The sequence below is a fragment of the Streptomyces globosus genome, from assembly GCF_003325375.1.
GTDB classification, from domain to species: Bacteria; Actinomycetota; Actinomycetes; order Streptomycetales; family Streptomycetaceae; genus Streptomyces; species Streptomyces globosus_A.
In genome coordinates, this window is sequence record NZ_CP030862.1 from 6,851,308 (window position 1) to 6,863,360 (window position 12,053).

14 protein-coding genes are annotated in these 12,053 nt (G+C 70.8%); 5 read left to right on the plus strand and 9 right to left on the minus strand.

Annotated features, from left to right (window positions below):
- Positions 1-67: 67 nt before the first annotated feature.
- From C0216_RS30510 to trxA, 5 genes are all read left to right on the plus strand, one after another.
- Complete coding sequence (locus tag C0216_RS30510; protein ID WP_114058337.1) at positions 68-1,786, plus strand: protein kinase family protein; 1,719 nt, start codon at positions 68-70, stop codon at positions 1,784-1,786.
- A gap of 157 nt (positions 1,787-1,943) precedes the next feature.
- Positions 1,944-2,645, plus strand: a complete 702-nt coding sequence (gene sigM / locus C0216_RS30515) for an RNA polymerase sigma factor SigM (RefSeq protein WP_162793322.1) — start codon at positions 1,944-1,946, stop codon at positions 2,643-2,645.
- Positions 2,642-3,607, plus strand: a complete 966-nt coding sequence (locus C0216_RS30520) for an anti-sigma factor family protein (protein ID WP_114058339.1) — start codon at positions 2,642-2,644, stop codon at positions 3,605-3,607. Before sigM ends, C0216_RS30520 begins: the two co-directional genes overlap by 4 nt.
- 124 nt (positions 3,608-3,731) lie before the next feature.
- A complete protein-coding gene (gene trxB, locus C0216_RS30525; protein WP_114058340.1) occupies positions 3,732-4,691 on the plus strand; it encodes a thioredoxin-disulfide reductase in 960 nt (319 codons plus the stop codon).
- A 50-nt stretch (positions 4,692-4,741) separates the two neighbouring features.
- Entirely contained in the window at positions 4,742-5,083 is a 342-nt protein-coding gene (gene trxA, locus C0216_RS30530) for a thioredoxin (protein ID WP_114058341.1), read from the plus strand.
- A gap of 93 nt (positions 5,084-5,176) precedes the next feature.
- Here the strand turns inward: trxA and C0216_RS30535 are convergent, their stop codons facing one another.
- The 9 genes from C0216_RS30535 to rpmH form a co-directional block, all read right to left on the minus strand.
- Positions 5,177-5,794 carry a GNAT family N-acetyltransferase gene (locus C0216_RS30535; RefSeq protein WP_114058342.1) on the minus strand — a complete coding sequence of 206 codons (618 nt, stop codon included), beginning with the start codon at positions 5,792-5,794 and terminating at the stop codon, positions 5,177-5,179.
- 105 nt (positions 5,795-5,899) lie between these two features.
- On the minus strand, positions 5,900-6,988 hold the full coding sequence (locus C0216_RS30540; protein ID WP_114058343.1) for a ParB/RepB/Spo0J family partition protein: 1,089 nt from the start codon (positions 6,986-6,988) through the stop codon (positions 5,900-5,902).
- Positions 6,985-8,073, minus strand: coding sequence for a ParA family protein (locus tag C0216_RS30545; RefSeq protein ID WP_114058344.1), 1,089 nt, complete (start codon positions 8,071-8,073; stop codon positions 6,985-6,987). The genes C0216_RS30540 and C0216_RS30545 overlap by 4 nt, the downstream gene beginning before the upstream one ends.
- A 266-nt stretch (positions 8,074-8,339) precedes the next feature.
- On the minus strand, positions 8,340-9,056 hold the full coding sequence (rsmG, locus tag C0216_RS30550) for a 16S rRNA (guanine(527)-N(7))-methyltransferase RsmG (RefSeq protein WP_114058345.1): 717 nt from the start codon (positions 9,054-9,056) through the stop codon (positions 8,340-8,342).
- A 152-nt stretch (positions 9,057-9,208) separates the two neighbouring features.
- Positions 9,209-9,721, minus strand: coding sequence for a protein jag (locus C0216_RS30555; protein ID WP_114058346.1), 513 nt, complete (start codon positions 9,719-9,721; stop codon positions 9,209-9,211).
- A 15-nt stretch (positions 9,722-9,736) separates the two neighbouring features.
- Positions 9,737-10,840, minus strand: coding sequence for a membrane protein insertase YidC (gene yidC / locus C0216_RS30560; RefSeq protein WP_114058347.1), 1,104 nt, complete (start codon positions 10,838-10,840; stop codon positions 9,737-9,739).
- A 3-nt stretch (positions 10,841-10,843) separates the two neighbouring features.
- Positions 10,844-11,125: a membrane protein insertion efficiency factor YidD gene (yidD, locus tag C0216_RS30565; RefSeq protein WP_114058348.1), complete on the minus strand. Its 282-nt coding sequence runs from the start codon at positions 11,123-11,125 to the stop codon at positions 10,844-10,846.
- Positions 11,122-11,496 carry a ribonuclease P protein component gene (rnpA, locus tag C0216_RS30570; RefSeq protein WP_114058349.1) on the minus strand — a complete coding sequence of 125 codons (375 nt, stop codon included), beginning with the start codon at positions 11,494-11,496 and terminating at the stop codon, positions 11,122-11,124. The genes yidD and rnpA overlap by 4 nt, the downstream gene beginning before the upstream one ends.
- Positions 11,497-11,517: 21 nt before the next feature.
- Positions 11,518-11,655: a 50S ribosomal protein L34 gene (gene rpmH, locus C0216_RS30575; protein ID WP_007265229.1), complete on the minus strand. Its 138-nt coding sequence runs from the start codon at positions 11,653-11,655 to the stop codon at positions 11,518-11,520.
- Positions 11,656-12,053: the final 398 nt, after the last annotated feature.

A 12,053-nucleotide genomic window follows, 5' to 3' on the forward strand; every position in this document is an offset into this window, starting at 1 on the left:
GGGCACAATTGGCATGGCTTCGCAGACTGGCCGACAGCGCGTAACGGATGGGGAGGCAGGAACGACGGTGGCGGAACGTAGCACGGCTGCCGTCGACGTGGCCGACAACGGCGGCGACCAGCCGCCGGCCGCTGGTGCGGCAAAGGCCACGGCCGACGGGGCGGAGACCCAGAACGGACGAGCCGCGGACAAACCCGTCCCCGAGGAAAAGGACGGCGAACACAGGACCGCGGTACCGGCCGCAGCCCCCGAACTCCACAGCGGCCACAAGCTCGCCAGGCGCTACCGCCTGGAGGAGTGCGTCACCCGTCTGGACGGATTCAGCAGCTGGCGCGCGGTGGACGAGAAGCTGCGCCGTGCCGTGGGCGTCCACCTGCTGCCCGCCGACCACCCCCGCGCCCGCTCCGTCCTGGCCGCGGCCCGCTCCTCCGCCCTGCTCGGCGACCCCCGGTTCGTCCAAGTCCTCGACGCGGTGGAGGAGAACGACCTCGTCTACGTCGTCCACGAGTGGCTGCCCGACGCCACCGAGCTGACCTCCCTCCTCGCCACCGGCCCCCTGGAGCCCCACGAGGCCTACCAGCTCGTCAGCCAGGTCTCCCAGGCCATGGCCGCCGCACACCGCGAGGGCCTCTCCCACCTCCGGCTCACACCCGGCGCGATACTGCGGACCTCCACCGGGCAGTACCGCATCCGCGGCCTCGCGGTGAACGCGGCCCTGCGCGGCATCACCAGCGACACCCCCCAGCGCACCGACACGGAAGCGATCGGTGCGCTGTTGTACGCCTCCCTCACCCAGCGCTGGCCCTACGAGAACGACGCCTACGGGCTCACCGGCCTTCCCAAGGACGTCGGCCTGATCCCCCCGGACCAGGTGCGCGCCGGCGTCCACCGCGGCCTGGGCCAGCTCGCCATGCGCGCCCTCGCCAACGACGGGGCCACGGCCTCGCGGCAGGAGCCCCCCTGCACCACGCCGGAGGAGCTGGCCAAGGCAGTCGCCGCCATGCCGCGGATCAGACCGCCGGAGCCCGCCTTCACGGCGCCGCCCGAGTACCAGCACACCACCTACCAGCAGGGCAGCTACGGCCGCCCGCCGACGCACCCCGGGACACCGGCCGCCCAGGTCATCGTGGCCCCGCCGCCCCCGCTGCAGAGCCGCGCGGGCCGCGTCCTGAAGTGGGCCGTGTCCGCGCTGCTCATCACGGCGCTGGGCCTGGGCAGCTGGCAGCTGGCCGACACGCTCCTCGACCACGGCAAGGGCGACAGCGGCAACGGCGGCTCGCAGCAGACGGCCCCCACCGGCGAGCCTCCGAAGGTGCGTCATCCCAAGCAGCTGAAGGTGGGCTCGGCGAGCGTCTTCGGCAGGGAGCAGATCGAGAAGGAGGACGTCCACAAGGCGGTGGACGGCGACCGCTCCACCGGGTGGGTCACCAACCACTTCAAGGGGCAGCCGAACTTCGGCAACCTGCCCTCCTACGAGGACGGGAGCGGCGTCATCGTCGACCTCGGCAGCGTCCAGGAGGTGACGAAGCTCGAAGCGGACATGTACCTCGCGGGCCACAAGGCCCAGGTGCGCGCCGCCGCGGCCGACGCCTCCTCGCCGGTCTCCCTCTCCGACTTCCCGCAGGAGCTCACGAAGCTGCAGAACACGGGGAAGACCCTGGAGACCAAGCTCGATGCTCCGGTGAAGACCCGCTTCCTGCTGGTGCACATCACCGAGCTGCCCTCCGAGGGCGGCGTCTACCGGGGCGGCATCGACGAGATCAGGGTCATGGGCCTGGTCGACTGACGGCCGCGGCCGGACCGCACGGCGAACGGGCCGCGGTACACGGGGCGAGCGTCCCGTGCACCGCGGCCCCCGGCGTCTGCGGCTCCGCACCGGGGGCGGCCCCCTCGTGTTCGGGCCGTACAGGGCCTAGTCTCCATGCCGGGAGAAGCGAGGTGTGATGCACGCAGCAACGGGGGACGGCCGCAGCGACCGGGAGCTGCTCGCGTCGCACGCCGCTGGCGACCCCGACGCCTTCGCGGAGATCGTGCGCCGCCACCGCGACCGGCTCTGGGCCGTGGCCCTGCGCACCCTCGGGGACCGCGAGGAGGCCGCCGACGCCGTGCAGGACGCGCTCGTCTCCGCCTACCGGGCCGCCCACACCTTCCGGGGGGAGTCCGCCGTCACCACCTGGCTGCACCGGATCACCGTGAACGCCTGCCTCGACCGCGCCCGCAAGGCCGCCGTCCGCAAGACCGCCCCGCTCGACGACACCGAGCGCCTGGAGCGCCTCCTGGAGCCCCACGAGTCCGCCGAGGCCCCGGCCGAACGGCAGGAGCTGCACCGCCAGCTCCTCGCCGCCCTGGGGACCCTGCCGGCCGACCAGCGCGCGGCCCTGGTCCTCGTCGACATGCAGGGTTACTCCGTGGCGGAGGCCTCCGACGTGCTGGGCGTCCCCTCCGGCACGGTGAAGAGCCGGTGCGCGCGCGGCCGGGCCAAGCTCGTCCCGATGCTCACTCATCTGCGCTCGAATGCCGGGGATAACACCGCTGCGGAGCGGGGAAGGAACCGGACGCCGGGGACACCCGTCCCACCAGCGGCAGATCCCGGTCATCCAGCCCCGGGCGCAGACACGGTGAAGGGCGGAGGTGGACGAACGTGACTCCCGCAGCCGACACGATCCGGCACCCGGACGTCTCGGAGATCTCCGACCTGGCCGAGGGGCTGCTCTCCCCGGCCCGGAGCGCGCAGGTGCGCCGCCACCTGGCCGAGTGCCCCCTGTGCGCCGACGTACTCGCGTCCCTGGAGGAGATCCGCTCGCTGCTCGGCACGCTGCCGGGGCCGCCGCGCATGCCCGCGGACATCGCCGGACGCATCGACGCGGCCCTCGCGGCCGAGGCCCTGCTGGACTCCACCACGCCGAGGGCCGGCGCCGCCGTCGGCGCGGAAGCGGACGGCGCGGAAGCGGACGCAGCAGCGCAGCCGGGCGCCTCCGGCGCCTCCGGCGCCGCGGCGGCCCGTCCGGGTGGTCGGCGGCCCTCGGGCCACCCGGACGGAGCAACCGGCCCCGGCCGGCGCCGCGCCCGGCGCCGGATCGCGGTCGTCGCGGCACTGGCGGGCGCCGCGGCATGCGCCGTCGGCATCCTCTTGGCCGGGGGCCTGTTCGGATCGGGTTCGCCGGACACCGCCGCCCGCACCTCCGACCCCCGTACGACAGCCCAGGCGCCGGCCGGCGGCACCTACACCGCCCAGGGCCTCCAGGACAGCGTCCGGCGGCTCCTCGGCCCGGCCGACGGCGCGAAGAAGGCGACCCCTCCCGAGGGGAACAGCACCTTCGGAGCGGAGAACGCCCCGCAGAGCCAGGGCCTCGCCCCCGGCGACCGGGCAGTCGGCACGGACGCGGCCGACGTGCCCGCCTGCGTGCTCGGCGCCACTCGCCGCACCGAGGCCCCGCTCGCCGCCGAACGTGGCAGCTACCAGGGCAGGGAGGTCTTCCTCCTCGTCCTCCCGCACCCCGGAGACGCCGGCCGCGTCGATGCGTACGTCGTGGGCACCGGGTGTACCGCCATCCCTTCGGGCGGTGCCGGAGAGCCCCTGCTGACCAGGACCTACCCGCGGAGCTGACAGCTTGGCACCCGGACGGGGAGGGCCAGGGAATGGACGCGCCTTAGGATCCGTTGGGTGGGGTGAGGCTCCACACCGGCCCCCGGCCAGCAGCGCGCAGTCCACAGAGACGAGGAAGAGACCCGTGAGCGACGTCCGAAACGTGATCATCATCGGTTCCGGGCCGGCCGGATACACGGCCGCCCTCTACACCGCACGCGCTTCGCTCAAGCCGCTCGTCTTCGAGGGCGCCGTCACCGCCGGCGGTGCGCTGATGAACACGACCGAGGTGGAGAACTTCCCGGGCTTCCGCGACGGCATCATGGGCCCGGACCTGATGGACAACATGCGCGGCCAGGCCGAGCGCTTCGGCGCCGAGCTCGTCGCGGACGACATCGTGTCCGTCGACCTGGCCGGTGAGATCAAGACCGTCACCGACACGGCCGGCACCGTCCACCGCGCCAAGGCCGTCATCGTGGCCACCGGTTCGCAGCACCGCAAGCTGGGCCTGCCCAACGAGGACGCCCTCTCCGGCCGCGGCGTCTCCTGGTGCGCCACCTGCGACGGCTTCTTCTTCAAGGACCAGGACATCGCCGTCGTCGGCGGCGGCGACACCGCGATCGAAGAGGCCACGTTCCTCTCCCGGTTCGCCAAGTCCGTCACCGTCGTCCACCGCCGCGACGCGCTGCGTGCGTCGAAGGCCATGCAGGACCGTGCCTTCGCCGACCCGAAGATCCGGTTCGCCTGGGACAGCGAGGTCGCCGTGATCCACGGCGAGCAGAAGCTGTCCGGTCTGACGCTGCGCAACACCAAGACCGGTGAGACTTCCGAGCTGCCCGTGACCGGCCTGTTCATCGCCGTCGGCCACGACCCGAGGACCGAGCTCTTCAAGGACCAGCTGGAGCTCGACGACGAGGGCTACCTCAAGGTGGAGGCCCCCTCGACGCGCACCAACGTCACCGGCGTGTTCGGCGCGGGCGACGTCGTCGACCACACGTACCGTCAGGCCATCACCGCCGCGGGCACCGGCTGCTCGGCCGCCCTCGACGCCGAGCGCTTCCTCGCCGCCCTCTCGCATGCCGAGAAGGCCCACGCGACGGTCTGACCCCAGACTCCCCCCACTCAACACCCCGCAGGAAGAAATAGGAGGCCGCTGTGGCCGGCACCCTCAAGAACGTGACCGACGCCGACTTCGAGACCGAGGTCCTCAAGAGCACCAAGCCCGTCCTGGTGGACTTCTGGGCCGAGTGGTGCGGCCCGTGCCGCCAGATCGCGCCGTCCCTGGAGGCCATCGCCGCCGAGTACGGCGACCAGATCGAGATCGTCAAGCTCAACATCGACCAGAACCCCGGCACGGCCGCCAAGTACGGCGTCATGTCCATCCCGACCCTGAACGTCTACCAGGGCGGTGAGGTCGTCAAGACCATCGTCGGTGCCAAGCCCAAGGCGGCCATCCTGCGCGACCTGAGCGACTTCGTCGGGGGCCCGGCCGCCTGACGGCAGCCGCCTCCGCCGCGTTTCACGTGAAACGGGGCCGCCCCCAGGGGCGGCCCCGTTTCGCACGTCCGGTCCCGCCCCGAGCCGAAGGGCTCACAGGGGGCGCAGTGCCGGCTCCTTGCGGGCGCCTCCGAGGAGCCGGTCCAGTGCCAACTCCACGTCCTCCTTCCAGGAGAGCGTGGAGCGCAGCTCCAACCGCAGCCGCGGGTGCATGGCGTGCGGCCGAACAGTCTTGAAGCCCACGGCCAGCAGGTGATCGGCGGGGAGCAGGCAGGCGGGTCCTTCCCAGCGGGCGTCGCCGAACGCCTCGATGGCGCGGAACCCGCGCCGCAGGAGGTCCTTGGCCACGGTCTGCACCATCACCCGCCCCAGGCCCTGCCCCTGGTACCCGGGGCTGATCCAAGCGGTGATCAGCTGCACCGCGTCGGGTGAGACCGGGCTCGTCGGGAAGGCCGTCGAACGGGGGACGTAGGCAGGCGGCGCGTACATCACGAAGCCGACGGGGACCTCGTCCACGTAGACGACGCGGCCGCACGAACCCCACTCCAGGAGGACGGCGGAGATCCACCCCTCCTTTTCGAGTTCGGACGTCCCCGCCTTCACGGCGGCCTCGCCGCTGACCGGGTCCAGCTCCCAGAACACACAGGACCGGCAACGCCGAGGCAGGTCCTGCAGGTTGTCCAGTGTGAGTGGTACCAACCGACGCCCCATGAGCGCATCGTATCCAGAGCCCGAATCAGGAGAAACCGCTCCAAGCCAAAGGGGCGGACCGCCCCGGCAGCACCGGCGCGATCCGCCCCTCGGCGGGCGGGAGGGTCACTCCGCGGACTGCCCCTGCTCCAGCACCCGGCCCTCGCCGGGAGCCAGGGTCGCCAGGATCCGCTCCAGGTCCTCCATCGAGGCGAACTCGACGGTGATCTTGCCCTTCTTCTGGCCCAGGTCGACCTTCACCCGGGTCTCGAAGCGGTCGGACAGCCTCGTCGCCAGCTCACTGAGGGCCGGGGACACCCGGCCGCCCGCGCGGGGGCCCTTCGGCTTGACCGCGGCCGCCGGCTCCGAGCCCATGAGCGAGACGATCTCCTCGACCGAACGCACGGAAAGCCCTTCGGCCACGATGCGTGCGGCGAGCTGGTCCTGGGCTTCCGGGTCGTCGACACCGAGCAGGGCGCGGGCGTGGCCGGCCAGCAGGACTCCGGCCGCCACCCGGCGCTGCACCTTCGGCGACAGCTTGAGGAGCCGGAGGGTGTTCGTCACCTGCGGACGGGAGCGGCCGATCCGGTCTGCCAGCTCGTCGTGGGTGCAGTTGAAGTCCCGCAGCAGCTGGTCGTAGGCCGCAGCCTCTTCCAGCGGGTTCAGCTGTGCCCGGTGGAGGTTCTCCAGCAGGGCGTCCAACAGCATCTTGTCGTCTTCGGTGGCCCGGATGATCGCCGGAATCCGCTGGAGGCCGGCCTCCTTGCAGGCCCGCAGGCGCCGCTCGCCCATGATGAGCTCGTAGCCGCCGGCTGGTGCCCGCCGCACGACGATCGGCTGGAGCAGCCCAACCTCGCGGATGGAGGTGACCAGCTCCGCCAGAGCCGCTCCGTCGAAGACCTCACGGGGCTGCCACGGATTCGCCTCGATCTCGTCCACCGCGATTTCGGCGAAGGTTGCTCCCGCCACCTCGCCGGCCGCGGGCTCCACCGCGACGGTGTCGATCGGCTCGGCGACCGCAATCGATGTTTCACGTGAAACATCGGCCTGTGCGAGGGAGGTCAGCTTCGCCGCGGCGATGCCCCGCTCGGAACTCGGCCCCGGCAGGGAGGCCGCTACCGCCGGCCCGGCGCCCGCTGCGGGCGTCCTCTCCTGGGGAGCCGCGGGAATCAGCGCGCCGAGCCCCCGCCCCAGACCCCTACGTCGCTCACTCATTGGATCCCCTCCGCCATGCTCTGCGTGCTGTTCATGCCTGCGCCCACGTGGGCGTTGCGGCCGTCGTAATGGAGTCCGGCCCCCCGTAGCGCCATCTCCCGCGCCGCTTCCATGTAGGAGAGGGCGCCGCTGGAGCCCGGGTCGTAGGTGAGCACCGTCTGCCCGTAGCTCGGCGCCTCGGAGATGCGCACCGACCGGGGAATGCTCGTCCGCAGGACCTCGCTCCCGAAGTGGGTGCGGACCTCCTCCGCCACCTGGGAGGCCAGCCGCGTCCTGCCGTCGTACATCGTCAGCAGGATCGTCGACACATGCAGTGCCGGGTTCAGATGTGCCCGCACCAGGTCGACGTTGCGCAGCAGCTGGCCGAGCCCCTCCAGGGCGTAGTACTCGCACTGGATCGGGATCAGTACCTCGGCACCGGCGACCAGGGCGTTCACCGTCAGCAGGCCCAGGGAGGGCGGGCAGTCGATGAGGATGTAGTCCAGCGGCTGCTCGTATGCCTGGATGGCCCGCTGGAGGCGGCTCTCGCGCGCCACAAGCGAGACGAGCTCGATCTCCGCGCCCGCCAGGTCGATGGTGGCCGGGGCGCAGAAGAGCCCTTCCACGTCCACGACCGGCTGGACGACTTCGAGGAGCGGCCGGCTGTCCACCAGGACGTCGTAGATCGACGGCACCTCGGCGTGGTGATCGATGCCGAGCGCGGTGGAGGCGTTGCCCTGCGGGTCGAGGTCGATGACCAGAACGCGTGCACCGTGCAGGGCCAGGGAGGCCGCGAGGTTCACGGTCGTCGTGGTCTTGCCCACTCCGCCCTTCTGGTTCGCGACCACGATGACCCGGGTCTGCGCCGGCCTCGGCAGCCCCTCGCCCGAACGGGCCAGCGGCTCGACCGCGAAGGACGCGGCTGCGCCGATGGACGCGTCGTTGTCGACGGGAGGCGGGGGCGGTGTTTCACGTGAAACATCGCCGCCCGCCGATTCAGATCGGGGACCGGGGACCGGATCGGCCATCGGCCCCGCGAGGTTGGCGTCTGACCGCACGGTGTCACTCTCCTCGGCATCAGGCTCGGGCTGAACAGAGCCTGCCATGTCACCGGGGTCGCGAACCAGCGGGGCCCGTGCACCTGTGGATGAATCCACACCTGTGGACAACTCCGTCCCCCCTGTCTCCTTGCGGGAGCGGGGAGCGGCGGCCGCACGGCCGCGACTGATGATTCCGTGCAGCAGAGAGCGACGTTTCACGTGAAACACGATGCCGAAACGGAGTCTTCAGACCCCTCCGACACTCCGAAATCCATACCTATCGGGCACAACGGGCCCTATACAGAACCCGCCGCACCCGAGAAACGCCGCCCTCAGCGACGGCGGCGTGCGCGCCCCACCCGGGCCGCCTTCGCCCGCTTGGCGGCGAACCTCACCCCGCCGGGGCTCTCGCCGACCTCCACCCGGACCACCGTCGACAGGGGATCCACCACACCCTCGCCGACATGGAGCACCGAGGTCTTCACCACACCGAGCTTGGCCAGCGCGGTCTTCGCCGCCACCAGCTCCTCCTCAGCGGTGTCTCCCTTGAGGGCCAGCATCTCGCCGTACGGGCGCAGCAACGGCACGCCCCAGCCCGCGAGGCGGTCCAGCGGAGCCACCGCGCGCGCGGTCACCACGTGTACCGGCGGCACCTTGCCGAGCATCTCCTCGGCGCGGCCGCGGACCACCGTCACGTGGTCCAGCCCCAGCAGCTCCACGGCTTCCTGGAGAAAGGTGGTGCGCCGCAGCAGGGGCTCCAGCAGGGTGATCTTCAGGTCCCGCCGTACGAGGGCCAGCGGAATGCCGGGGAGACCCGCGCCGGAGCCCACGTCGCACACGGTGACGCCCTCGGGAACGACCTCCGAGAGGACGGCGCAGTTCAGCAGGTGCCGCTCCCACAGGCGCGGGACCTCGCGCGGGCCGATCAGGCCGCGCTTGACCCCTGCGTCGGCCAGCAGCTCCGCATACCGCACAGCTTCCGGGAAAAACTCGCCGAACACCGCGCGCGCCTGCTCGGGTGCCGGGGGAAGCTCCGCTGCCTCCGTCACGGGGGACCGTCCTTCCGTATCGCGTACCGCGTGGATCGAGGGGGATCGAGGGGGTGCACCGCTCGGGCGGGTCCGGCCCGCCCGGCCATGCCAGGCTGACAAACATCGGCCCCGTCTGCGACACAGACGGGGCCGAGGACTCGGGCTCGGGGTCAGGCCGGGAGCACGACGACGAAGCGCTGCGGCTCCTCGCCTTCCGACTCGCTCCGCAGACCGGCGGCCGCCACGGCGTCGTGGACGACCTTGCGCTCGAACGGCGTCATGGGGGCGAGCTTGAGGGGCTCGCCGGAGGCCTTGACGTCGGCCGCGGCCTTGGCGCCGATGGCCGCCAGCTCCTGGCGCTTCTTCGCCCGGAAGCCGGCGATGTCCAGCATGAGGCGGCTGCGGTCGCCGGTCTCGCGGTGGACGGCGAGGCGGGTGAGCTCCTGCAGGGCCTCCAGGACCTCACCGTCACGGCCGACGAGCTTCTGCAGGTCGCGGCTGCCCGAGTCGCTGACGATCGACACGGAGGCGCGGTCGGCCTCGACGTCCATGTCGATGTCGCCGTCGAGGTCGGCGATGTCCAGCAGACCCTCGAGGTAGTCGGCCGCGATCTCACCCTCCTGCTCGAGGCGGGTGAGGGTGTCGCCACTCTGGGCGGCGGCGGTGGTGGTGCCTTCCGTCACGGGAGGGACTCCTTCTTACTTCTTGGAAGAGGGCTTGGAGGGCGTCTGGCGCTGCGACTTCGACTGGCGCTTGGGCTGCTGCCGCTTGGGGGCGCCGCCGCTCGCCGCGTCGGCGTCCGCCGTGGCCACGGCGCTCTTGACCACGGAACCGTCGGCCTGGGCCGCCAGGCCCTGCTTCGTCAGCGCCGCGATGAACCTGCGCTCGTTCTCGTTGCGGTCCGCGCCCTTGGCCACGATTCCCGCGACGATCTTCTTCCGGCCCCGCCCCTTGACGCCCTCGTGCGAGGAGACGTGCTTGAGGAGGCGTGCCAGGTACTGGTCCTGGGCCTTGCTGCCCGGGGTGGGGTTCTGGTTGATCACGTACATCTGCTGGCCCATGGTCCAGACGTTGGTGGTCAGCCAGTAGACGAGGACACCGACGGGGAAGTTGACACCCATGACCGCGAAGATCACCGGGAAGATGTACATGAGCATCTTCTGCTGCTGCATGAACGGCGTCTTGACCGTGAGGTCGACGTTCTTCTGCATCAGCTGGCGCTGCGTGTAGAACTGCGACAGCGACATCAGGATGATCATGACTGCGGTCACGATGCGGACGTCGGTCAGGGAGGCGCCGAGCGCGGCGACCTTCTCCTCGCTGTCCATGAACTTCGCCGCGATCGGGGCGCCGAAGATGCGGGCGGACCGGGCGCTGTCGACGAGCTGCTCGTCCAGGACGCCGATGGTCTTGCCGTCGGCGATGGTCGCGAGCACGTGGTACAGGGCGAAGAAGAACGGGGACTGCGCCAGGATGGGCAGGCACGAGGAGAGCGGGTTGGTACCCGTCTCCTTGTACAGCTTCATCATCTCTTCGGACTGGCGCTGCTTGTCGTTCTTGTAGCGCTCCTGGATCGCCTTCATCTTCGGCTGGAGCGCCTGCATGCCGCGCGTCGCCTTGATCTGCTTCACGAAGAGCGGGATCAGGCAGATGCGGATCAGGACCACGAGGGACACGATGGACAGGCCCCAGGCCCACCCACTGTCCGCACCGAAGATCGCACCGTACAGCGAGTGGAACTGCACGATGATCCACGAGACGGGCGTGGTGATAAAGCTGAACAGACTGGCAATCGTGTCCACTAATCAGGCTCCTTGAGCATTGCGAGATCTACGCAACGCACTGCGCAGCTGCTCGTGCCAACGCGGGCGTTTACGAGGTGGGACATGGTCCACGCCGCCTGCGGTCCACGGATTGCACCGCAGGATCCGCCAGACGGTCAGGACCGTCCCCTTCACCGCACCATGCCGGTCGATGGCCGTGAACCCGTAGCGCGAGCACGAGGGGTAATAGCGGCACACCGGGCCGAGCAGCGGACTGATCGTCCACTGGTACAGCTTGATCAGAGCGAGCAGCGGGTACTTCATCGAGCTGCGCCTCCCAGGAGCCGCAGCAGGGCGGCATCCAGGTCCCGGGCCAGATCCTCGGGGCCGGCATCGCCCGATCCGGGCAGTGCCCGCACCACCACCAGGCTACCGGCGGGCAGCCGGGTCAGCCGTTCGCGCACGAGATGGCGCAGTCGGCGCTTGACCCGGTTGCGGACCACGGCACCGCCCACGGCCTTGCTGACGACGAAACCCGCACGCGTCGGGGAATCATTCTCCCCCGGCTCGTGCGGGTCCGTTGCACCGCTTGTACGTAGGTGGACGACGAGGAGCGGGCGACCGGCCCTGCGGCCCCGCCGTACCGCGCTCGCGAAGTCCTCGCGCCGCCTCAGCCGATTGTCGGGAGACAGCACGACGTCACTACCTGCGTGTGGTTACGCGGAGAGGGCAGAGCGGCCCTTGCTGCGGCGGTTCGCCAGGATGGCGCGGCCGGCACGCGTACGCATCCGCAGGCGGAAGCCGTGGGTCTTGGCGCGGCGGCGGTTGTTCGGCTGGAAGGTGCGCTTGCTCACTCGGGGGCTCCAGAGAATGAATCGTTGTGGCGGGACATCGCCTGGCTGTCACCGTGCGCCCACGAGGAAGCTCGCGTGTTCGCCCGAGTGGCACCGCTCAACGATCACAACTAGTGATCCTCGCCCATCGGTAGGCAGGCGGCAGCAGCCATCGACAACTCGACCTCGTTACGGTACGCGCGGCTACGCCATCCGGTCAAACCGAGGCGATGCCACCCCGCGCTGTGCACAGGCTGTGGACAACGACTTGAACCGTACCGGCTGCGCTGACTACCGTTGCCTGACCCTGGATTTTTTGTCCCGACCGTCCCAAAGAACCACACATTCGTGGGACCCCCTGTGAGAGAGCGTGCCCTGTGGCTGACGTACCTGCCGATCTTGCCGCAGTGTGGCCACGG